The sequence below is a fragment of the Dietzia sp. MNB45 genome (genome assembly GCF_051994785.1).
GTDB classification, from domain to species: domain Bacteria; phylum Actinomycetota; class Actinomycetes; order Mycobacteriales; family Mycobacteriaceae; genus Dietzia; species Dietzia kunjamensis.
Map to the genome: position 1 here is coordinate 1,315,496 of NZ_CP163397.1, position 20,775 is coordinate 1,336,270.

General features: G+C 64.3%; 21 protein-coding genes. 8 read left to right on the top strand and 13 right to left on the bottom strand.

Annotated features, from left to right (window positions below; all coding sequences use genetic code 11):
• Nucleotides 1–103: 103 nt before the first annotated feature.
• On the top strand, nt 104–493 hold the full coding sequence (locus AB5G72_RS06435; protein WP_007928756.1) for a heavy metal-responsive transcriptional regulator: 390 nt from the start codon (nt 104–106) through the stop codon (nt 491–493).
• A gap of 404 nt (nt 494–897) precedes the next feature.
• Nucleotides 898–1,221, top strand: a complete 324-nt coding sequence (locus AB5G72_RS06440; protein ID WP_372504398.1) for a recombinase family protein — start codon at nt 898–900, stop codon at nt 1,219–1,221.
• 151 nt (nt 1,222–1,372) lie between these two features.
• Here AB5G72_RS06440 and AB5G72_RS06445 read toward each other — a convergent pair whose 3' ends face one another.
• Nucleotides 1,373–2,347, bottom strand: a complete 975-nt coding sequence (locus tag AB5G72_RS06445; RefSeq protein ID WP_120283059.1) for an IS481 family transposase — start codon at nt 2,345–2,347, stop codon at nt 1,373–1,375.
• A gap of 190 nt (nt 2,348–2,537) precedes the next feature.
• Here AB5G72_RS06445 and AB5G72_RS06450 point away from each other — a divergent pair, with 190 nt between their 5' ends.
• On the top strand, nt 2,538–3,032 hold the full coding sequence (locus AB5G72_RS06450) for a hypothetical protein (RefSeq protein ID WP_120283057.1): 495 nt from the start codon (nt 2,538–2,540) through the stop codon (nt 3,030–3,032).
• 144 nt (nt 3,033–3,176) lie between these two features.
• Here the strand turns inward: AB5G72_RS06450 and AB5G72_RS06455 are convergent, their stop codons facing one another.
• The gene (locus AB5G72_RS06455) at nt 3,177–4,754 is read right to left on the bottom strand and encodes an MFS transporter (protein WP_031264631.1); all 1,578 of its coding nucleotides are present in this window, start codon (nt 4,752–4,754) and stop codon (nt 3,177–3,179) included.
• A 117-nt stretch (nt 4,755–4,871) separates the two neighbouring features.
• Between AB5G72_RS06455 and AB5G72_RS06460 the strand changes: the two genes are divergently transcribed.
• A complete protein-coding gene (locus AB5G72_RS06460) occupies nt 4,872–5,558 on the top strand; it encodes a TetR/AcrR family transcriptional regulator (RefSeq protein ID WP_120283053.1) in 687 nt (228 codons plus the stop codon).
• 171 nt (nt 5,559–5,729) lie between these two features.
• Here the strand turns inward: AB5G72_RS06460 and AB5G72_RS06465 are convergent, their stop codons facing one another.
• From AB5G72_RS06465 to AB5G72_RS06480, 4 genes are all read right to left on the bottom strand, one after another.
• Nucleotides 5,730–6,791, bottom strand: coding sequence for a BtrH N-terminal domain-containing protein (locus AB5G72_RS06465; protein ID WP_063972865.1), 1,062 nt, complete (start codon nt 6,789–6,791; stop codon nt 5,730–5,732).
• Between the two features lie 120 nt (nt 6,792–6,911).
• On the bottom strand, nt 6,912–8,132 hold the full coding sequence (locus AB5G72_RS06470; protein WP_120283051.1) for an NAD(P)/FAD-dependent oxidoreductase: 1,221 nt from the start codon (nt 8,130–8,132) through the stop codon (nt 6,912–6,914).
• Complete coding sequence (locus AB5G72_RS06475) at nt 8,129–9,469, bottom strand: cytochrome P450 (RefSeq protein WP_067718083.1); 1,341 nt, start codon at nt 9,467–9,469, stop codon at nt 8,129–8,131. The genes AB5G72_RS06470 and AB5G72_RS06475 overlap by 4 nt, the downstream gene beginning before the upstream one ends.
• Before the next feature lie 71 nt (nt 9,470–9,540).
• Nucleotides 9,541–9,861 (bottom strand): 2Fe-2S iron-sulfur cluster-binding protein, encoded by a 321-nt coding sequence (locus AB5G72_RS06480; RefSeq protein WP_067718080.1) that lies wholly within the window; start codon nt 9,859–9,861, stop codon nt 9,541–9,543.
• Nucleotides 9,862–9,979: 118 nt separating this feature from the next.
• Here AB5G72_RS06480 and AB5G72_RS06485 point away from each other — a divergent pair, with 118 nt between their 5' ends.
• Nucleotides 9,980–10,981 (top strand): AraC family transcriptional regulator, encoded by a 1,002-nt coding sequence (locus AB5G72_RS06485; protein WP_120283061.1) that lies wholly within the window; start codon nt 9,980–9,982, stop codon nt 10,979–10,981.
• A gap of 149 nt (nt 10,982–11,130) precedes the next feature.
• Here the strand turns inward: AB5G72_RS06485 and AB5G72_RS06490 are convergent, their stop codons facing one another.
• Entirely contained in the window at nt 11,131–11,655 is a 525-nt protein-coding gene (locus tag AB5G72_RS06490) for a PaaI family thioesterase (protein WP_120283049.1), read from the bottom strand.
• Nucleotides 11,656–11,951: 296 nt separating this feature from the next.
• Between AB5G72_RS06490 and AB5G72_RS06495 the strand changes: the two genes are divergently transcribed.
• Nucleotides 11,952–12,581 carry a TetR/AcrR family transcriptional regulator gene (locus AB5G72_RS06495; RefSeq protein ID WP_120283047.1) on the top strand — a complete coding sequence of 210 codons (630 nt, stop codon included), beginning with the start codon at nt 11,952–11,954 and terminating at the stop codon, nt 12,579–12,581.
• Between the two features lie 172 nt (nt 12,582–12,753).
• Nucleotides 12,754–13,143 (top strand): hypothetical protein, encoded by a 390-nt coding sequence (locus AB5G72_RS06500; RefSeq protein WP_120283045.1) that lies wholly within the window; start codon nt 12,754–12,756, stop codon nt 13,141–13,143.
• Between the two features lie 254 nt (nt 13,144–13,397).
• Here the strand turns inward: AB5G72_RS06500 and AB5G72_RS06505 are convergent, their stop codons facing one another.
• From AB5G72_RS06505 to AB5G72_RS06520, 4 genes are all read right to left on the bottom strand, one after another.
• On the bottom strand, nt 13,398–13,787 hold the full coding sequence (locus AB5G72_RS06505) for a four-helix bundle copper-binding protein (RefSeq protein ID WP_243699844.1): 390 nt from the start codon (nt 13,785–13,787) through the stop codon (nt 13,398–13,400).
• Nucleotides 13,788–13,968: 181 nt separating this feature from the next.
• Nucleotides 13,969–15,270 (bottom strand): APC family permease, encoded by a 1,302-nt coding sequence (locus AB5G72_RS06510; RefSeq protein WP_131886704.1) that lies wholly within the window; start codon nt 15,268–15,270, stop codon nt 13,969–13,971.
• A 67-nt stretch (nt 15,271–15,337) separates the two neighbouring features.
• Nucleotides 15,338–15,934, bottom strand: coding sequence for a CueP family metal-binding protein (locus AB5G72_RS06515; protein ID WP_206473584.1), 597 nt, complete (start codon nt 15,932–15,934; stop codon nt 15,338–15,340).
• Between the two features lie 5 nt (nt 15,935–15,939).
• On the bottom strand, nt 15,940–17,880 hold the full coding sequence (locus tag AB5G72_RS06520; protein WP_096905717.1) for a heavy metal translocating P-type ATPase: 1,941 nt from the start codon (nt 17,878–17,880) through the stop codon (nt 15,940–15,942).
• A gap of 39 nt (nt 17,881–17,919) precedes the next feature.
• Here AB5G72_RS06520 and AB5G72_RS06525 point away from each other — a divergent pair, with 39 nt between their 5' ends.
• Nucleotides 17,920–18,132, top strand: a complete 213-nt coding sequence (locus AB5G72_RS06525; RefSeq protein ID WP_143337690.1) for a hypothetical protein — start codon at nt 17,920–17,922, stop codon at nt 18,130–18,132.
• Between the two features lie 216 nt (nt 18,133–18,348).
• Here the strand turns inward: AB5G72_RS06525 and AB5G72_RS06530 are convergent, their stop codons facing one another.
• Together AB5G72_RS06530 and AB5G72_RS06535 are read right to left on the bottom strand one after the other, a co-directional pair.
• Nucleotides 18,349–18,987, bottom strand: coding sequence for a DUF305 domain-containing protein (locus AB5G72_RS06530; protein ID WP_120285756.1), 639 nt, complete (start codon nt 18,985–18,987; stop codon nt 18,349–18,351).
• 60 nt (nt 18,988–19,047) lie between these two features.
• Nucleotides 19,048–20,550 carry a multicopper oxidase family protein gene (locus tag AB5G72_RS06535; RefSeq protein WP_120285757.1) on the bottom strand — a complete coding sequence of 501 codons (1,503 nt, stop codon included), beginning with the start codon at nt 20,548–20,550 and terminating at the stop codon, nt 19,048–19,050.
• Nucleotides 20,551–20,775 lie beyond the last annotated feature (225 nt).

Here is a 20,775-nt window from a genome sequence, read left to right on the forward strand (position 1 = left end):
GCCCACCTTCCTTCGCGTGACCCCTCTTCAGCGTCCATAGTGGACGTTCCAGCGCAGGGGAAGGTCAAGGCGAACATGGACGAGAGCCGAGAAAGGGGCCACTGTGCGCATCGGTGAGTTGGCCGTGGCCAGCGGCACCACAACCAAGACGCTGCGCTTCTACGAAGAAGCCGGCCTACTACCTGCGCCTGAGCGCACCGCCAACGGATACCGCGACTACACCCCTGCGGCCCTGGCGCGCCTGGACTTCGTTCGCCGCGGCCGCACCGCTGGGCTCACCCTGGCCCAGATTCGCGAGATCCTCGACATCCGCGACGCCGGAGTCGCACCCTGCCAGCACGTGCACGCCCTGCTCGAAGCCCACCTGGGCGACCTGGACCGCCAAATCGCCGACCTGCAAGCACTGCGACACACCGTCGCGCACCTTCACCACAGTGCCACCACCAGCGACCCCACCAAATGCGACACCACGACCGTCTGCCGCTATCTGTGACCAGACCGGTGCTCGCGTGTATCGCCATGAGCAGATGCCGCCACAGAGCGTCGACAGAACCCCGCCATATAACGGCGAAAGCCACAGGCATTGACGCTGTGTCGCAGGGTGGGTATGCCTAATTATGACACGCGGTCCCGTACAATCTAGAGTCTATTGATACACAGACTCGGCGGAGGGGCCTTTTGATAGCGGAGCGGATTGGGACGCTGCGGGGGCGGTCGGGTGACGGTGGCGAAGAGGTCCTCATCGTCAGCCGCGGGAAGGTCCAGACACGGTTCCGTCGCCGAGACGAGTTGGACTGGGGCTTGCGCGTGGAGACGACGGACTCGGAGAACATCGTCGAGGGGAAACAGAAGCCGGCCCGCCGATCGTCACGGCCACGCGGACAGCGGGTGGCGTACGTGCGAGTGTCCGCCGCCGACCAGAACGAAGCTCGCCTGCTCCAAGCGGTGGGGGAGTGCGACCGGATTTATGTAGAAAAGGAGTCGGGGCGATCGCGTACTGGCCGAGAGAAGCTCGCTGAGTGCATCGGGTACCTGCGAGACGGTGACGAGCTTGTTGTTGCTTCGATGGACCGACTCGCTCGCTCCCTGGTCGACCTCAAGCAGATCGTGGGTGAGATCACCGCCAAGGGCGCGAGCGTGGAGTTCGTCCACGAACGGGCCACCTACGCCGCCGGCGGTGGTGCTGGTGCTGTTCATCGCCGCTCACTCGATGCTCGGTAGGTGGCTATACGGACACCCGCCGACCGGCGTGGATCCGGCCAGCGCGCGGATTGGCGCGCAACTGATGTTCTACGGCGGCGAGGTCATCGACTTGGCTCTGCTCATCCTGCTGTTCAGTGGCTGGTATCCGCGAGCGAGCCCTCAACGCGGGCTACTTGTACTGCCCACGCAGGTTGTGTACGCGGTCTGCGGGTGAGGCGCCTCGTAGCGCGGTGTGGCCGCGGTGGAAATTGTAGTGGTGCAGGAATGCGGGTAGGCGAGCCGCGCGGTCGGATTCGCTGACGTACGCGGTGGCGTAGGCCCATTCTTCGAGCATGGTGCGGTTGTAGCGCTCGACCTTGCCGTTGGTCTGCGGGCGGTACGGGCGGGTGCGCTTGTGTGTGATATTGCCTCCGAGGGCCTCGGCGAAGGCGTGGGAGCGGTAGCAGGAGCCGTTGTCGGTCAGCACCCGCCGCACGGTGATCCCGGCGTCGGCGAAGTAGGCGTGGGCCCGGTGCCAGAACGCGGCCGCGGTCTCCTTGCGCTCGTCTTCTAGAAGCTCGCTGTAGGCCAGGCGTGAGTGGTCGTCGACGGCATTGTGGATGTACCAGTAGCCCATCCCGCGTTTGCGGTCACGCTTTCCCTTCACCCGGCCCAAGACCTTGTGCCCGCCTCCGTCGGGGATGCGGCCAAGTTTCTTGATGTCCACATGCACCAGATCGCCCGGCGCCTCGTGCTCGTAGCGACGCGGGCGCCGCGTGTGCGCCCGGACGGGCGCGCCGGTGGCCGGGTCGGTGAATGCCAGCCTGACGCAGCTGTAGCGGGACAGGATCTTGTGCACCGTGGACGGTTGCATGCCCAGGTGGTAGGCGATCCGGGCCGGGCCCCACCGGCGGGATACGCGCAGACCGAGCACGCGGCGTTCCCGCCGCCGCGGCGTCTGGGTCGGGTTGTGGTGCGGGCGGCTGGAGCGGTCGACCATGCCGGCCTTGCCCAGCTGCCGGTACCGGCGGGCCCACTTGCGGGCGGTGGTGACCGAGACACCGAACCGCTCCGCCGCTCGCCGCGGTACCCAATCGTCGACGACGACACACCGAGCCAGACGCAGTCTTCCCGTCGGAGTCAGCGGGGCGTTAGCGTGGGACACGAAGACCTCCGTTGTGGATGTGTTTGCTTGGTCGCTTTCACACCTCACACGGAGGTCTTCCTCATGTCAGCCCGCCATGCCGACCGGTGACACAACGTCCGTGGTCAGTACAGCTACTGTCCCGCAATCCTTCTCGTAGTTATCCCTTCCCACAGGCCCGCATATCCACAGCATCGAAGGAGTGAGCAGTATGACCCAGAACCGAGCAGTCCATGTTGCCCGAGCGGCCGGAACCGGAGCGGTGGCCGGCTTAGTAGGGGCCGGATTGATGGTCATCGGCGAGAAAGCCGAACAGGCGATCACGGGCAGGCCGAACTCGTACGTCCCGGCGCGCGCCCTGCTCACGCTGTTGGGCCAAAAGCCTGGCGACGACGACCGCCCGGACGGGTGGAACCACCTCATGCACTTCAGCACCGGCGCGGCGCTGGGTGCTATTCGCGGCGTGTGGGCGGCCACCGGGATCCGAGGAGTTCATGCGACCGTGTGGCACACCGCCGTCCGGCTGGGATTTGACCAAACCGTGGAAAACGCCACCGGAGTCGGAGCGCCGCCGTCGACCTGGCCCGCGAGTGAGCAGGCCGTGGACATCCTTCACAAAGCCGTCTTCGCCGCCATCACCGGCGCGGTCGCCGAACGGCTGCTACCGCCCACCCTGCAGTCACAGCGTGGACGCATCAGCCACTGACCCCCGCCCTGAAGATGGTGGGTATCGCTAGCCACAGCAGCGCGACCGCCGAGATTCTGCACTCGGGAAGTGACCGCGGTTCTTGCTGACCTTGCGCAGTTTCTCCAGGCACGAGTCAGTGCAGCCGGAAGCCGGACGGGCCACCTATCCGACGCTGTCCCGGTGTGCCGGTGCTGTGGAACTGGCCGTGGTCTTGTGGTCACGCGGAGCAGTGCCCGGGGCAAGGATCGCTAGCAAGACTGCGGCTGCGGCGGTGAGGATTGCCAACGTAAGTGTGGCCTGACTGCTGCCGTTGACAAATGCCTCTTTGGCGTAGTCGACCAATGGTTGCGCCATTGGTCCGGCTTGTGCGGCGATCTCTAGGGCGGCGGCCAGGGAGTCGGAGACCGGACCGCGGGCAGGTTCGGGTAACTGAGGCAGGGCGGGTTGGATGTGGCGGGTGTATCCGGCGGCCAGCACACTGCCGGCCACTGCGATCCCCATCGCAGCGCCGATCTCGCGGGCCGCATCGTTGACTGCGGCGGCGACCCCGTGTTTGCTCTCCGGAGTTTCGGCGATGATCGCGTAGGTCGCTGGGGCTGTGCATAGTCCGAGCCCTGCGCTCATGATCAACAGCGGCCATAGCAGGTCGAGGTAACGTGCATCGACGGTCATCCGGCTGACCAGCATCAGGCCAACTGCGATGGTCGCCAGACCGGCGACGGTCATCACTCGTAGTCCGAATCGCTGTGACAGTCGGGGGGCGATCACAGAGATCACGATCAGGGGGACCGTCATCGGCACCAATCCCAACGCCGAGGCCAGCGGTCCGTATCCCAGGATCAGTTGCAGGTACTGCACCAGGAGTAGGAATACCCCGAAAGTGACCAAGAATTGGATGGCCACCGACAACGAGCCGGCGCTGAAGCCGCGCTTGGCGAACAACCGAACATCCAACAAGGGGGCCGAGGATCGCAGCTCAATCAGGATAAAAAAGGCTGTCGCCAACATGCCGGCCCCGGCGCTGGCGAGAACGATCGGGTCGGCCCAGCCCCGCGCGGGAAACTCGATCGTGGCGAATACGATTCCCGCAACCGCGACTGCAGCTGCCGCCGCGCCCACCCAGTCCACGGGAGGGTGATCATGCTGGCTGGACTCAGCGATCGTGCATGCCAGCGCGGCCAGTAGGGCTCCCGCTGCGGTCAGTCCGACAAATACCGACACCCACGACCAGCGCTCAAGCAGCACCCCGGCGCCGAGGATGCCTAACACTGCTCCGGAGCCGGCGACTCCAGCCCACACACCTACTGCTCGGCCGCGATGAACGGCGGCGAAACCAGCAGTCAGAATCGATAGCGTCGAGGGCATTACCAGTGCAGCGCCCGCCCCGGCAATCGCTCGCGCAGCGATCAACCAGGCCGGGTCAGACAGGAGCAGGGGAAGTGCGGATGCCATGGTGAATATCGCCAGGCCTATTACGAGAACTGCGCGTCTGCCATAGCGGTCACCGATCGCTCCAGCGGGCAGGACCAGGCACGCCAGTACCAGCGTGTAGCCGTCGACGATCCAGGTCAGCTGGGCTTGCGTCGCTCCAGTCTCTACCGCAATCTCCGGTAATGCCGAATACAGCGCGGCCATGGCCGCGACCACCAACGCCACGGCTAGGCACGACACCGTGAGCATCCACCATTCGGCTCGGGTCCACCGGGATGACTCGGTGATGGTCTGTTGGGGTGAGTGCATCGCCGGCCCCTTGCTGTGAGATGGTCGGTCTTGGTCTGAGACAAGTAGTATCACAGTATCCGGCTGGCTGGACAGGTTAGCTTGGACGAGAAGTGACCGTCGGCCGAAGGGGAGAGCGTGAACGACTGGAGTGCTGACCGGCCCGCTACGGACGACGATCAGCTCGATCCGCGACTGCTGCGCTCACGAAAACGATTGCTCGACGCTGCCACGCATCTCCTGAGCACTGGCGGTGTAGAGGCGGTTACCGTCGAGGCGGTCACTCGAATGTCAAAGGTTGCGCGGGCCACGCTCTATCGGCATTTCGGCGGGACCGCCCAGTTGCTTGCGGCGACCTTCGAGCGGCTGTTGCCTCGCGTCGAGGTCTCTGCCGACAGTGGGTCGGTACGCGACCAACTCATCGCGCTTCTCACGGCCCAAGCCGACCTGATTGACCAGGCGCCGCTGAACATTACGACTCTGGCTTGGCTGTCAATCGGATCAGTCGGCGGCGATCCTGCCGATTCGGCCGCGATCACCTCACTGCGTAGTCGAGTCATCGAGGAGTACCGGCAGCCCTTTGACCGCATCCTCACACATCCTGACGTTCGAGCACAGCTCGGCAACGTCGACACCACCTTCGCGATCGTTCAACTCCTGGGTCCCGTCGTGTTCGCTCGCCTTACTGGGCTCTGCACGGTCGACCACGACGGATGCGTGCAACTCGTTGATGATTTTCTTGCTGCCCGCAAGCAGGGAGGCGAACCCATCCAGGCCGAGTTCGGCCACGATCTGAACCGCCCTGGCGCCGTCGGATCTCGCTAAATCGGGGCTTCTTCTTGTCGGATGGGTGTGACCGCTCGATCGCCGAGGTCGCCGGGGAGGTGGCGAGGCAACCCTAGAGCCCGGTCGTTTCGGTGCGAGCGGCGGCGAGCCATCCGCTGCAGTCTGAGTGCGGCCGGAACTTCTACCGTCCAGTTTTGACTTCCCGATTAGTCAGGCTGCTGCAAGCGATCGCGAAGCTGACTCCAGAGCTTCAGCCAGTTGAAGCTCGAGCGTGGGCAGGAGGCTAACCGCCGAAGCCACACGTTCCAGCCGAGTACGCACATCGACCTCGTGCTCGATCCCGGCTCGGCCGGCCTCCGTCCATGTCTGTGCACAGTGTCTGGCGGCTACGGCGAGATCTTCGGTCGCGAGGTCACCGGTCAAACGTGCCACGTCCGCGCAGCCGTCAGCGAGCAGCTTTCGGAACAGGCCGCCACCGGTGCCGGCCTTCTCGATGAAGGCGCTCAAGCTGAATAAGAGGATCTCGAGTTCGTCAGCCGGTAGATGGGACCAAGTCCGGACATCAGCGGCGAGCTGGGCGACCGCTGCTAAGCCTTCGGAACCGCTCACCGCGGTCGTGAGATCAACGACTCCTGGCGGAGTTGGGTGGCGCATGTTCGCTGCCGATTGACGGAAAGCCGCTGCGGCAACCTGCGCAAGGTCTGGTAACTCATGCGGCCAGGCGATGCGGTACGTGGTGTGACGTGTCGGTTGTGGGAATGACATCGACGACCGTGCTCGAGCGAGAGCGTCGAACGGAACCTTTTGGACCTCGGCACGGTCGTTGTCAACAACGAAGGCGATCCTCTCCGCCTCGTCGTAACCAATTACCACGATATCGTGGCGACTCATTTGGAGCCGAACCCGCAGGTAGGGCAACTCCGCGATGTCGCCCCATATCAGGGCTGGCCTTCCGGCATCGACCTCCTGGCTAATCCACGACCATCCTTCTCGGGGATCGTCGGTCGTGAGCACTTGGACCTGTGCGCCCAGTAGATGGGGGAGATTTACTTCGAAATCGGAGTCTCTCCCTACCAGATAAAGCGGCGGGAAGAGGTCGCTCGAGCGCAAGTAGGACAGGCCAAGTGACCCCCCGAGGGTGAAGACGAGACCTTCATCGGGCGGTTCTTCCCAGCCGAGGCCTTGCCAGTGCAGGAGGTCTCGCATCGCGGCTGAGCCGCAGTGCCCCCCGACCCGATGTGGATAGTTCTCGATGAGCGTCTGGCGAGTCATCAGAGTTCCTTTCTGAACGGCAGGCGGGCACGAACCGGGCTCTCTTGCTGCGCCAGTGGGATGTCAGCGCCGTTCGTCGAGGCTCCGCCGCTGACCGTGCGAGTCTCGCTCGGGACTGGCTTACCCATTGCGCAAGGAATCGGGAGAACCCGTATGGGCGAAATCGGTCCGGACGAAAGGACGCTGCTGTGTGATGACCTGTTTGCTGAGCATGAAATCACGGGGACGATTGATGCAGTCTGCAGCAAGGAGTTCGCCATCACGGAGGTAGAAGCAGCTGAAGTCGCGGTCCCGGGTGGGGTCACCGCTGAGGACGACTTCGTCGTAACCGGTGTTGAGACCGGCGATCTGCAGCTTGAGATCGTATTGATCTGACCAGAACCAGGGCAGCGACACTGCGCTCTTGGACTTCCCGCAAAGGGTAGCCGCGGCGAGTTTCGCCTGATCGGTTGCTCCGGGTACGCACTCCAGCCGGACTCGGCGACCGTATCGAGAGATGTACTTGCTGGCACAGTCTCCGGCGGCAACGATGGCTGGGTCACTGGTTCGGGCGTGCTCGTCGATCACCACACCATCGTTCAGGGTCAAGCCCGCCGCCTCGGCGAGTTCTGTTCTCGGTTCAACACCGATACCCACGATGACCAGATCAGTCGGAATCGACTCGCCAGTAGATAGTGTGACCTCCCGGACGCAATCGTCTCCGACTAATGCTGCGACTTTGGCGCCCGTTCGGATATCGATGCCCTCCTCTCGGTGGATCCGCTCGAAGAACGTTGATACGTCGGGAGCAGTGACCCGCTCGAGGACGCGAGTGGTCGCCTCGAGCACGGTGACTTCCAGGCCCAGTGCCCGTAGTGAGGCGGCCGTCTCAAGTCCGATGTAGCCGCCCCCGACGATCACCACCCGCCGCCCGGGGGCGGCGGACGTGCGGATCAACTCGACGTCTGCGGCGGTACGAAGGTAATGGACCCCGGCGAGATCGGCCCCAGGAACGCGGAGCTGACGAGGGCGGGCTCCCGTGCACAGCGCGAGCTTGTCGTATGTCAGTGTGTCGCCGGTGCTCATAACGATGTGCCCAGCCGAGCGGTCGATCGCCTCCACGTGCGCGTTGAGAAGCTGGATTCGCTGCTTGGAGTAGAAGTCCGAACTGCGGATGGTGATCTCGTCGAGGGTGGTTTTCCCGGCGAGATACGCCTTCGACAGTGGCGGGCGCTGGTAGGGCACCGTGGGCTCCTCGCCGATGAGGACGATCTCACCGCTCCACCCGTCCTGCCGTAGGCTCGCCGCGAGTTGGGCTCCGGCATGGCTGGCACCGATGATGAGGGCTCGCTGCGATGTCATGTGCCGGATTTCGGGGTGAGGCGCACCATCATCTTGCTGATACCCCGCACGAAGTTGGACTGCACGTACTCGGGTTCGCCGACGACCTCGATGTTCTCGAAGCGGGGGAGCAGCTCTTCCCAGAGGATCCGCAGCTGCATTTCGGCCAGTCGGTTGCCCATGCACCGGTGTACGCCGAACCCGAAGGAGATGTGGTTGCGGACGTTGGCCCGGTCGATGATGAAGTCATCGGGCCGCTCGAACACACGCTCGTCGCGGTTGCCTGAGGCGTACCACATCACGACCTTGTCACCCTTACGGATGAACTGACCGTTCAAGATAGTGTCAGTCTTGGCGATTCGGCGCATGTAGGCCAGCGGCGTTTGCCACCGGATTATCTCGGAGACCATGTTGGGGATCAGGTCAGGGTTGGACTTGAGCTTTTCGAACTGGTCTGGGAACCGGTTCAGCGCCAGAACGCCACCACTCATCGAGTTCCGGGTCGTGTCGTTCCCTCCGACGATCAACAGCACAAAGTTGCCCATGAATTCCATCGGGCGGTCGATCAGATCCTTGGTGTTCTCGTTGCTCTGCAGCATGGTGACCAGGTCGAAACCGGGTTCCTCCCCCTCTGCTAACCGAGCCTTCTTGTCGTACCACAGAGAACTCAGACCGCTCGCCATCTCGCGCATTCCGTCGAACGTCTCGTCGAGGTCCGCAGGACCACCGTTCGCTTCCTCGAACGAAGTTGCAATATCTGACCAGTACACGAGTTTGTGACGTTCCTCGTATGGGAAGTCCAAGAGCGTCGCGAGCATTCGAGCTGTCAGTTCGATCGAGACAGCCTGGACCCAATCGAACGGCTGATTCACCGGCAAGTCGTCTAGTACCTCGCGAACCCGAGACCGAATGAGCGTCTCCATCTCGCGCAGGTTCTTCGGCGCCACCACCCCCTGCACAGCTGCTCGCTGCACGTCGTGGCGCGGTGGGTCCATCGCGATGAACATCTCAATATCGAGAAAACGAGGCGGGGCCCCGATCACTATCATCGGCTCGGCGGAGAAGACCTCATGGTTCTTATCGACCGCGATGATGTCTTCATGTCGGGTCACTGACCAGAACGGCCCGAACGCACTGTTGGGCTGAAAGTGGACCGGAGCCTCGTTTCGCAGGCGCTCATAGTAGGACTGCCAGCGGCCTTGGCGATAGAGAAAGGGATTACTGAGGTCGATGTCGGCGAGCTCGACATCCTCGACGGGAGGAATGGGACTCTCTACGAAGAGCTTCTTCCCATTCGTCCTTGTCACCCAGCGCCGAGTCCTGTCGTACAGATGGGCGCCCCGGATCTGAAGATCCATCGGGATGGCCGACCGGATTCTGTCCCCGACTTCTACATGATTGCTTGACACGACTCTTGATCCCTTCGTCGTTACATCTGGAACTCTGGCACCTGGACGACCAGGCCGTCCCAATCCGCGGACGCGGTCATCTGGCACGACAGTCGAGAGGTCGGCAGCCTTTCCGGGTTCATTGCGAGCATTTCCTCTTCACTTGCTCCCGAGAGGCCGACCTGTTCGGACCACTGCGGATCAACGATGACATGACACGTGCCGCACGCGGCTTCGCCTCCGCAGTCAGCGTCAATCCCGGGCACCGCGTTGTTGACGGCGATCCGCATGAGTGACTGCCCCTCCTCTAAGGGCACCACGTGCTTCTCTCCCTCATGTGAGACGAAGGTTACGACTGTCATCGCTGGCTCCTGCATGGTTGTTCGGGTAATAGCTGCTCACAGCATTGCTAACAACGACGACTGCGGCTAGGTTGATTGAGGGCAGAAGCTTGTTAATTTGGCTCAGAAGGCGGGGGCGATGAATCTTGATCGCGAGGGCGTGCCACCGCTCGTGTTCGCGCAGTTACTTGAGAGCCCAGTTCTGGAGCAAGACGCCGTTGCACGGTTTCGCGAGATCATGGATCGTGAGCGAAGCGACGTCGAGTCACTTCTCGCCATCAACGCCCAAGTTCCCCTGCGGTGGATCAGGGAAGCCTTGCCCGACCTCGACGTTGACCAAGCAACGACCCTCGGTTTGGCGTTCGCCCAGCATGCTCATCTGACGTCCTTCGGACCATTAAGCGTCCCACTGGTAAGCGCAGGTTCCGCAGGCGAGATATTGGAATTGCTTGTCTACCTGCCGCTAATAACCCCAGCCCTGAGTGCGCAGTTCTACGCAGGTGGACACGGAGTGTCTGTCGCGCTCAATGGGCAGACGGGCGATCGAGTCCTAGACTCCCTAGTGGTCACCTACTGTGGTGCGGTCCTGCTGAGGCTGCTGAATATACTCGTTGGCGATGCACCAGACATCACACTCTCACTGGGTTGGCCCGCTCCGGAAGGTCTGCCCGTGGATCAGGATCGGTTAGCTGGTCGCCTGGTATTTGACGCTTCACTGTCCATTCTGCATTTTCCCGTTGACGCGGTCAATCACGTCTGCCGGTTCTCTGACCCCGTGGCGTATCGACTCGCTATCAGTGACTTGCAGCGAAGGCTCGACGAGCGGAGTAAAATCGCCTCGTATTCGGACAAGGTGAGACGTCTGATAGAGAAGCGTCCCGCAGATTGTGGAAGTCAGTGGATTGCAGACGAACTCTCCATCTCTACGAGCACACTTAAGCGGCGCCTCTCTGAGGAAGGGATGACCTATCGCGGACTGCGCCAGTCGGTCATTCGTGAGTACGCGATTCTTCGTTTACTGGACGGATCTGTGTCCGCGAGCGAGATCGCCACGGACCTCGGATATAGCGACCTCGCCAGCTTTTCACACGCTTTCAAGCACTGGACCGGCCACCCGCCGACGGGGTTCCGTCGTAGGTAGCGCTGCCACTTGGTTGACTCGTACAGGGCAACTGGCAATGCACGGTGCCTTCAGCTTCGCCCTTTCTTTGGGCGTGGCGTTCAATAGCTTCAGGCTCCGCCGACACCCTCGACGTATTCGGGCCTGGTGCTCGCGGCGGTGAGTTTGGCCTAAGTCCTCGAGTTTCTCTGTGACTGCAAAAAGTGTTCAACCTCGACCACGATGAACAGGGCAGTGGCAGTAATAACAGTGCGGCCCTCTGCATCCTCCATCGTGGACTTGAGGTCCAATTTCCGGCCATCGCGAGACCGAACTGCAGCGCGCAGGATGTAGGGGGTGTCGAGTAGTGCTGGCGCAAGATAGTCGAGCTCGAGACGGCGCGTCACGGCGAGCTCGCCGACCGAATACAGCAAGAAGCCGAATAGGTCGTCAATCACGGTCGCTACCGCGCCGCCGTGTGCAATGCCCGGTGCCCCGACGTGGCGCTGGTCGAACTGGTGGTGTGCGACGACGCCGTCTCCGTCACGCCGTACCGAGAGGAAGTGACCATTCGGGTTCTCTGGTCCACAGCCAAGGCAGTTGGGGTGGTGGGGAGGAAGCTCGGAGGAACCGGATTCCATGCGCGTGAACGAGGCCACCCAGTTGTCGATATCGGTACCTATCGGCTCGCCGGCCTTGTCGCGAAATGTGTCCATGTCCAGACCTTCCTGTCGATGAAGTTGTACTGGGTGCGATACCTCGGCTTGTGGCGACGGAGATATCGCCGACACCCGCACGTCCGACCCGTGACCCAACCTTTGACCGGGACGTCCAAGGGGCCCTGAGGCCCGATGCGGGTGGCCTGAGCAACTGGCTGTCGACGGCACGATAGTCAGGTCGACAAGGCCGACTGAGCCGGGACACCTTGTACTGTACGAACATACAGTAAGCGGTACCGACGTATAGTCTAGTTTGGGGTCCGTAGGCTCGACCGCAACTGAAGGGGAACCGCGTGAATCGTTCCGCACCAGGCGCCGCGGGCCAGGATCTCACTGCCAAGGCGCGCATCCGCAACGCCGCACTGGATCTCTACGCCGCCAACGGCGAGGACGGCACTTCGTTGCGAACCGTGGCAACCGCGGCCGGAGTGACGGTGGGTCTCGTGGTCCATCACTACGGCACGAAGGACGGCCTTCGCGAGGCGGTCGAGCGACTGGTCGTAGAGCATTTCGCTACCGCACTTGCCTCGGCGCCCGTGGACATCCCAGGCGCCGACATCGCCCGGATCCGCAACGACGCGGTTGCCGACATGCTGGTCAGGCGTCCCGAGGTGGTGAACTACCTGCGCCGCGCGTTGCTAGATCCCGGCGGTCAGCGAGGTGAGTTACTCGAGCGACTCACCGAGCTGACACACCGGGAAGTGGCGGCTATGCGGGAATCTGGCGCGGCGTCTAGGGTCCGCGCCGATGCTGTTCAGGTGGTCGACGTCATCGTCACTCAGCTGGGCCGTTTGTTCCTCCAGCCGCTCGTGGACTCGATGTGGTCCCATCTCGGGACATACACCCACACCGAAGGCCACGACAAGCCGGAACTGAGTGTTCGCGTCACCGAGACATTGGCACCGCAAGGAACGCCGCAATGACCTTGGTCATGGAAAGTCGCTGGTTTCGAGGCCGGACGATGCCGCGAGCCGCCGAGAATCGTTGCCGCGTGACGGCCACAGTGGACTCCACTTTTAGGGGCAAGAAAACGAGATCCTGTGGCACGCCGTTGACTATCTGTCGCAGGCGAACCCGCCAGACGACGATATACCCGTGTGGGGCAAGAAGGTCGGCTGGGCGCTGATGATCGCGGGCCTGGCGTGGCTGATCGCGGTGCTGGTGGCGTGGCGATTCCGGCAGCTACGAACGTGGTGGCTCGGGGCCCCTCCGGCCCTTTTCGTGGCTGGTGTGGCCGTGGTGCTGGCGATTGGAGCAGCGGTCCCAAAAGGGTTCGATTCCTCTCGCTCAGAGATGGAGAATGCTGTTGCGCAGGCTCGCTCCCATCCGCCGGGTTGGTCGGAGCACTACGGCTTCGACACCCCACGGCAAGTAGGGCACGTGGAGGTCTGGAAGCTCAGCCACCGAGAGGACGGGGTGGTCGTGGTCAGCGATGCCGACTTCGTCTTCGGATTTCACATGCGCGGGTGGGCACATTCCCTATAGGGGCCTCCCACGTTCGAACCTGGAGTAAAAGATCTGCAGGTAGAGCACCTCGGAGGGCCGTGGTACTCCTACAGCTACGTGCTGTAGCCGCCGTCCGGAGCGGGCCGAACGAAATTCGTGCCGGTTCGCGGACGAGAGGAGTGGCGACCTTCCAGACGTGACTCAGCCTGGTCGGGTTGACATAAAACCTGGATATCGGCGGGTGGCCCAGCCTGGTCGATTGTCGTGCGACCGACCAGGCCGGGCAATGATCGTTAGCTGATCGCGGACAGGAGTTCGGTGCAGGCCTGTTCGCATTTGCGGCAGGCTTCGGCGCAGACTCGACAATGCTCATGCATGTCCTCGTGCTTCCTACACTCGGTAGCACATTCTGCGCATGCTGTCCGGCATGCCTCGAGCGCGGTCTTGACCGTGGCGAGGTTCTGCCCAGTGCGACGGCTGAGGATATTGCCGGTGGTTGCGCAGAGATCGGCGCAGTCAAGGTTGAGGCGAATGCAGTTCCGTAGGTCTGCGACCATCTCTTCGGCCAGGCAGGCATCAGCGCACGAGGTGCAAGTCTGTGCGCATTCGAAACACGCAGCGATGCAGTCGGCAAGCTTCTGCACGTCTATGCCGGAAGCGTCGTTGGGGTGGGTTTCGATCATTGAAGTGATGTGAGACATCGATGTGCTCCCTTCTTCTCCGAGTCGTCGCTGGAGGCGCCCAGCTGACGCCGACGCTACTGATGCGCAGTGCTGGCTACAGTCCCTCGGGCCGACCTTCGCAGAATCTTTGTAATAGCAAGCGTCCAGTACCCGTTGTAGCTGCTTTTGGCAGGGGGGCGGATCATTGTTCCGAGCGGTGACGCACGGTGAGCCACTGCGCTGCGATGATGACTAGGGCCACGATGGCGGTGATGCCCAGCGTGAGCGGGTCTGATTGCGCCTTGAGGAGGAGGAAGGGTACGAGCACTGCGACGTCGAGGACGATCGCGACCCACGGGATCCACGCCTTGGCATTGACGTCGTCCTTGAGGCGTCGGACGATCCCGTAATGGATGGCGATGTCCATTGCCAGGTACAAGATCGCCCCCAGGGAGGCGATCTGTGACAGGTCGAAGAAGGCTGCCATGAGGATCGCCAGGCCGGCTGTGATGTAGAGCGACTGGTGTCCGCCAGCCCCGGGTAGTCCCGGCACCTGGCCCATGTCGCGGAGCATGTCGTAGAGCTTGGAGACAGAGAACAAGCTCGCGATGAGTCCTGACAGCGTCGCCACCACCGCGATGATCACGGTCAGCGTGACGCCCCAGGATCCGAACATCGGCTTGGCAGCCTCGGCGAGGGCGTAGTCGCGGGCCCCGATGACCTGCGGAACGGTCAGGCTGGCGGTTACTGCGACGGTGATCAACAGGTAGAGGACGGTGCACAGGGCGATGGAGATCATGATGGAGCGGCCGATGTTGCGCTCCGGGTCCCGTAGGTCCGCGCCCTGGTTGGTGATCGTGGTGAAGCCCTTGTAGGCCAGGATGCACAGGGTCACCCCGGCCAGAAAGCCCATCCAGCCGTGCTCCGGTGGGGTGCGTTCGGCGACGGTGAACAGTCGGCCCAGCGAGGACACGCCCGCGGCCAGGATGCCGGCGATCGCCAGCACCGCGATGCCCACGATCTTGAGCGCCGCGGTGGCGGTGGCTGACCGCTCGACCCACTGGTTGCCCACCAGGTTGACCAGCGCGGCGGCGGCGATGGCGAACACTGCCAGCACCGGCACCCACAGGGAGGAGTCCTGCATGCCGAACGGCCGCAGCACGTAGGTGCCGAAGGTCCGCCCCAGCAGGGACTCGGCGAGGATCATCGACACGTACATGAACAGGGAGAACGTGCCGGCCGCCACCCCGGGCCCGTAGGCGGCTTTGAGCAGCATCGCGATCCCGCCCGAGGACGGGTTGGTGGCCGAGTACCGGATGTAGGAGTAGGAACTGAACGCCACCACCACCGCGCCGGCGAGGAACGCCCACGGCACCCAGCCGCCGGCCAATTCCGCGACCTGGCCCACCAGGGCGAAGATGCCGGCTCCGATCATTACCCCGGTTCCCAGCGCGACGGATCCGGTGAGAGTGAGCTTGTCTTGGGACTGTGTGCTGTGGTCCATGCTGACCGCACTACCTTCCTGCCGGTGGGTGGCCGCGTCGGTGGCGATATCGGCGCGAGTGGGGATGTCAGGCGAGTTGCATAGTGGTCAGGCAGGTGAGGTCGTCGTCGCCCGTGGAGATCGGAGCGGTGGCCGTTCTGCCGTCGTGGTCGATGGTGAGCGTGGCCGTGATGCCTCGCGGTAGCCAGAGCCCGAGGAAGCCGTTGTCGTAGGTGGTGCGCGGTTCGTCGATGAGGGTGTCACCGGAGGCGTTATCGGTGACTGTGACGTGCACCTGTTCGTTGGCGATCTCGCCGAGGCAAGTGGTCAGGCTGTGGAATCGGCAGGGGTGGGTGCTCGTGTAATACGGAGCCACTGACAGATAGAACTGGTCCTCTGGAATAGGAATCGTCTCGAGGCTCTCATCGCCACTGGTCAAGACCAGCTCTGTCGGCTGCACCGAGGCGATCAGATCGTTCGGCCTGTCGGCCACCGGCATGGTGTCGAGCGTGTTGATGATCTGGGGTGCGTCGAGGCCGGCGAGGTCGTAGTGCTCCAACGACGCGGGAGGCCAGTTGGGTACTGCATTTTCGGCGGGCCCGGGCGAGCAGCCGGTCAGGGTCAGGGCAGCGGCGGCAACGAGCGCGATCGCGGCTCGTCTCCGAGTGGAGTGGGTGGTGTTCATCGGATTCATCCTCGTTGCATCGCTGTGGTGACGGTGTCCGGGCGGAGGTCGAGACGGCGCAGCAGCTGCGCGTTGAGAGCAACGACGACGGTGGAGGCGGACATGAGGATGGCGCCGACGCCCATGGGCAGTACGAATCCGATCGGGGCCAGGACACCTGCGGCCAGGGGCACGGCGGCGAGGTTGTAGCCGGCGGCCCACCACAGGTTCTGCTTCATCTTGCGGTAGCTCGCCCGGGAGAGTTCGATGACCGAGAGCACAGAGCGGGGATCCGATGAGGCCAGGATGACGCCGGCGGAGCCGATCGCCACGTCGGTCCCGGCGCCGATGGCGATGCCGACGTCGGCTTGGGCCAGTGCGGGCGCGTCGTTGACCCCGTCGCCGACCATGGCGACCTTCTTGCCTTCGGACTGCAGTTCGGCGACTTTGGCGGCCTTGTCTTCTGGCCGGACCCCGGCGAAGACCCGGTCGATGCCGAGTTCGGCGGCGACGGTGTCGGCCACGGCGCGAGCATCGCCGGTGATCATGACGACTTGGGCTCCGGCGGCATGCAGGGCGTCGACGGCGTCCCGGGATTCCGGCCGGATCTCGTCGGCCAGCCGCAGCGCGCCGATCACCCGGCCCTCGGCGAGGATGTGCAGGATGATCGCGCCCTCGCCTCGCCACTGGTCGGCGATGGGGAGTTCATTGCGTCCGTGCTGATCGAGCAGGTGGGGGCCGCCGACTTCGACCACGGTGCCGTTCACCGTGGCCTTGACGCCCACGGCCGGGGAGGAGGAGAAGTCGGTCGCCTTCGACACGGTCAGGTCGCGGGTCTGTGCGGCCCCGACCACGGCTCTGGCCAGCGGGTGCTCACTGTCGGACTCGGCGGCTGCAGCCAGGGCAAGCACCTCGTTGGCGGTGTGCCCGTCTATTGATTCGATTCCGGTGACGGTGGGTTCGCCCTTGGTCAGGGTGCCGGTCTTGTCGAACAGGACGGCGTCGACGGTGCGCATCGACTCGAGCGCGAGGCGGTCCTTGATCAGTACGCCGCCGCGGGCGGCGCGTTCGGTGGCGATGGAGACCACCAGCGGGATCGCCAATCCCAGCGCGTGGGGGCAGGCGATGACCAGCACGGTGATCGTGCGCACCACACCCGCGTCCGGCAACCCGAGAGCGCTCCAGATGATCGCGGTGATCACGGCCGATGCGAGGGCGAACCAGAACAACCAGCCGGCCGCGGTGTCGGCGATGCGCTGGGCCCGCGAGGAGGATGCCTGTGCGTCGGCCACCAGCTTCTGAATTCCGGCCAGAGCGGTGTCGTCCCCTGTCGCCGAGACCTTCACGCGCAGGCCGGAGTCAGTGGCCACGGTGCCTGCGACGACCTGCTCGCCGATGCCGCGGCGGACCGCCTTGGATTCGCCGGTGACCATGGATTCGTCCATGCTGGCCGAGCCGTCGATGATCGTGCCGTCGGCGGGCACAGAAGCACCGGGGCGGACGATCACCACGTCGCCGACCACCAGGTCGGCCGGGGAGACGATGACGACGTCGTCATCGTCGACCTTCTCGGCCTCATCCGGCAGCAGCGCCGCCAGGGAGTCGAGCGCGGAGGTGGTCTGCGCCAGGGAGCGCATTTCGATCCAGTGGCCCAGCAGCATGATCACCACCAGCAGGGCCAGTTCCCACCAGAAGTTCAGCTCATGATCCAGGATGCGCAGGGTAGCGCCCCAGGAGGCGATGAACGCCACCGTGATCGCCAGGCCGATCAGGAGCATCATGCCGGGCTGGCGAGCGCGGAGCTCGGACAGCGCGCCGGTCAGGAACGGCCGACCGCCCCAGAGATAAATCACCGTGCCCAGGGCGGGGGAGACCCACCACACCCAGCCGGCCTCCGGCAGCTGGTAGCCGATGAGGTCGGCGAACATGTCATTGAAGCCGACCACCGGCACTGCCAAAACGAGCATGATCCAGAACAGCCGCCGGAACTGCCCGACGTGGTCTGCGTGCCCCGCATGACCGCCGTGGTCTTCATGACCGGAGTGATGCTGTCCGGTGTGGCCGTGGCCCGCCGCGTCGTCAGCTGCGCCCGGGTGATGATGTTCGGCTACCGAGGTGGCCATCTCGTCGGGGCGGCCGGCCGAACCGTCACCGGGTCCGCCGCGGCGATCATGGTGGTGGTGATCGTGTGGCTGACTCATTTGGCTACTTTCGTGTGAGCGCCGGCGGCCACGGCGGCGTCATCGTCAGCCTGCGGACGGCCGGTGGCGGCGATTCGTTCTAGGTCCGTGGGCGTGGAGCAGCACGAACACGCTTCCTTGACGGCCGTGAGCGGGAGCGCAGAGCGCGTTGTGGAGAACATGGATTTTCCTCTCCGCGTGGTGTGGTGTCTCGGGTGTCGTTCCGGGCCGGTGTGGCCCATGGCGATCGGGTGGTTAGAGCGAGGTGAGCAGGTCGCGCATGGTGTCGATCTCCTGCTGCTGGGTGTCGATGATGGTCTGGGCCAACTCGACCGCAGGCTGGTAGCGGCCACCTTCGACCTCCTCCTCGGCCATGGCGATGGCGCCCTGGTGATGGGCGATCATCTGCTCCAAAAACATCCGGGCGGCGTCGGCTCCCTGTGCGTCGGACAGCTGTTCTAGTTCGTCGTCGGAGAGCATTCCCTCCATCATGGACATGTCGTGACCGCCGTGACCATCCTGCGGTTCGGTCGCCTCGCCCCACTGCTCCAGCCAGTCGGTCAGCTGCGCGATCTCGGGGCCCTGGGCAGCCTTGATCTCCTCGGCGAGCGCCGCGACGTCGGCGGGGATGTCGTCCTTGGCCAGGATGATGTCGCTCATCTCGATCGCCTGCTGGTGGTGCGGGAGCATCATCTGCGCGAACATCACGTCGGCCTGCGAATGCTCCTCGTCCTGGCCAGAGGCAACGGTGCCGGCCACGGATGTGGTGGCGCCGGCCACGGTGGTGGGCGCGGCGGGCGAGGCTTCGGTGCTGTCGGTGCTGTCGGTGCAGGCGGACAGCGTCAGGGCAACGGCGGTCAGGGCTGCGGGCAGGAGCAGAGTGGTGCGGGTCATCGTGGTCGATGTCCTTTCGGGTCGGCGTCAAGATCGGGTGGTGTGTCGATCGGGTGGTGGTCAGGCGAGGTAGGACAAGGTGGTCATCATTCCGGCTTCCTGGTGGTAGGCGTTGTGGCAGTGGAAGGCCCATTGGCCGGGGTTGTTCGCGTCGAACTCGATCTCGATAGTCCGCATGGGGCGGATCGTGACGGTGTCTTTGCGCAGCCCGCTGTCGGCGAGGGCGAAGGTGTGACCGTGAAGGTGCATCGGGTGGGCCATGTCGGACATGTTGCGCAGCCGCATCCGGACCCGGTCGCCGCGGGAGACCTCCAACGGCGTGGTGTCGGGGTGGGTTTGCCCGTTGAGTGTCCAGCGATACGGCATCATGCTGCCGCCCATGTCGACGCTGAGGTAGCGGTCGTGCCCTCGGCCGGGCAGTCGAGAGTCCGGCGCTGGGGTCAGATCCGCGGCCAGCAGCACCGGTCCGTCGAGTTCGCCGGGGCGCGGGTCGGCGGGTAGCTCGCCGGCCCCGGTGCGCACGAGGGCGTACCCGTACCCGTTCTTGCCTTCTGCCTCGGCGAAGAGGGGAAACACCCCGTCTGTCAGCGTGACCACGGCGTCGACCCTCTCGCCCATCCCGAGCAGGATCGCCTCCGTCTCCTGGGGAGCGGTGGGAAAGCCGTCGGTGTCGGTGACGGTCATCGTGTGTCCGCCGAGGGCGACGCGGAAGAACGTGTCCGCCCCGGCGTTGATGATCCGGATCTTCGCGCGTTGGCCCGGGCTGGCAGTCCACGAGACCGGATCGGCCGGGACTCGGCCGTTGACCAAGTAGTGCGGATAGTGGACGTCCCCGGCGACACCGAGCAACCGGGAGGTCATCATCGGGTTGCTGGACCGTGCGCCCCCCATCTGGCCGTGCCCCATTCCGGCCATCGGCCGGCCCCGAGCGCCGGGGGCATCCATGCCCACTCGCCCGGCGGCGTCCTCGGGCGTGCCGTCGATGCCGTCGATCCAGTCGTCGAGGACGACGATCCATTCGTGGTCATAGTCCCCGGGGTCGGCGGGATCGTCGATGATCAGCGGACCGTACAGGCCCCGGTCGAGCTGCAGCCCGGAGTGTGAGTGGTACCAATGAGTCCCGGCGTGGGGGACTGTGAAGTCGTAGGTGAACCGGGCGCCCGGATGGATCGGGTCCTGGGTCAGACCGGGCACTCCGTCCATATCGTTGCGCAGGGCGATGCCGTGCCAGTGCACGCTCGTCTCCTGGTCGAGCTGGTTATCCACCTCGACTTGCAGCAGATCTCCTGCCCGGGCCCGCAGGACCGGACCCGGAACAGTGTCAGCAAATGCCCAGGTCGACACCACGAGACCACCGAGATCGACCTCCACCGGGCGCGGGGACAGCCGAGCGTTCACCACCTGCTGGCCTGGTCGCTGGCGCTCGGCCTCCAGGTCCCGGATCGCCGGATCCGACGCCGACACCGGCACCCCCGAGGGCGCCGGCTCGCTGCAGGCGGTCACCGCACCCGCGCCGGCCAGGACCGAACCGATGAGAAATGCCCGCCGTGACAACTCCTTCACCGGTCGTCCGCCGAGGGCGACGGCCCGAACAGGGCAGTGACCAGGAGCAGGGTCGACGCCCACAGTGCGGTGACGACCACGGCGCCGACCGACAATGCGACCCATCCGAGCATGAGGTACCTCCCGTGTCCGACTCGACCGCCCATGGTGACCGGCCACCCGAGCGTTCTGGATGGAGATCGTGTGAAGATTCGGTCAAGGCGCCCACTCGGGTGAAGGATTTCC

Coding starts and splice junctions, on each gene's coding strand:
- AB5G72_RS06505 (WP_243699844.1), bottom strand. CDS start 13,787: ATGATCGAAACCCACCCCAACGACGCTTCCGGCATAGACGTGCAGAAG.
- AB5G72_RS06490 (WP_120283049.1), bottom strand. CDS start 11,655: ATGGACACATTTCGCGACAAGGCCGGCGAGCCGATAGGTACCGATATC.
- AB5G72_RS06530 (WP_120285756.1), bottom strand. CDS start 18,987: ATGACCCGCACCACTCTGCTCCTGCCCGCAGCCCTGACCGCCGTTGCC.
- AB5G72_RS06520 (WP_096905717.1), bottom strand. CDS start 17,880: ATGCTCGTTTTGGCAGTGCCGGTGGTCGGCTTCAATGACATGTTCGCC.
- AB5G72_RS06455 (WP_031264631.1), bottom strand. CDS start 4,754: ATGCACTCACCCCAACAGACCATCACCGAGTCATCCCGGTGGACCCGA.
- AB5G72_RS06470 (WP_120283051.1), bottom strand. CDS start 8,132: ATGACATCGCAGCGAGCCCTCATCATCGGTGCCAGCCATGCCGGAGCC.
- AB5G72_RS06450 (WP_120283057.1), top strand. CDS start 2,538: ATGACCCAGAACCGAGCAGTCCATGTTGCCCGAGCGGCCGGAACCGGA.
- AB5G72_RS06480 (WP_067718080.1), bottom strand. CDS start 9,861: ATGACAGTCGTAACCTTCGTCTCACATGAGGGAGAGAAGCACGTGGTG.
- AB5G72_RS06510 (WP_131886704.1), bottom strand. CDS start 15,270: ATGGACCACAGCACACAGTCCCAAGACAAGCTCACTCTCACCGGATCC.
- AB5G72_RS06515 (WP_206473584.1), bottom strand. CDS start 15,934: ATGAACACCACCCACTCCACTCGGAGACGAGCCGCGATCGCGCTCGTT.
- AB5G72_RS06465 (WP_063972865.1), bottom strand. CDS start 6,791: ATGACTCGCCAGACGCTCATCGAGAACTATCCACATCGGGTCGGGGGG.
- AB5G72_RS06485 (WP_120283061.1), top strand. CDS start 9,980: ATGAATCTTGATCGCGAGGGCGTGCCACCGCTCGTGTTCGCGCAGTTA.
- AB5G72_RS06475 (WP_067718083.1), bottom strand. CDS start 9,469: ATGGATCTTCAGATCCGGGGCGCCCATCTGTACGACAGGACTCGGCGC.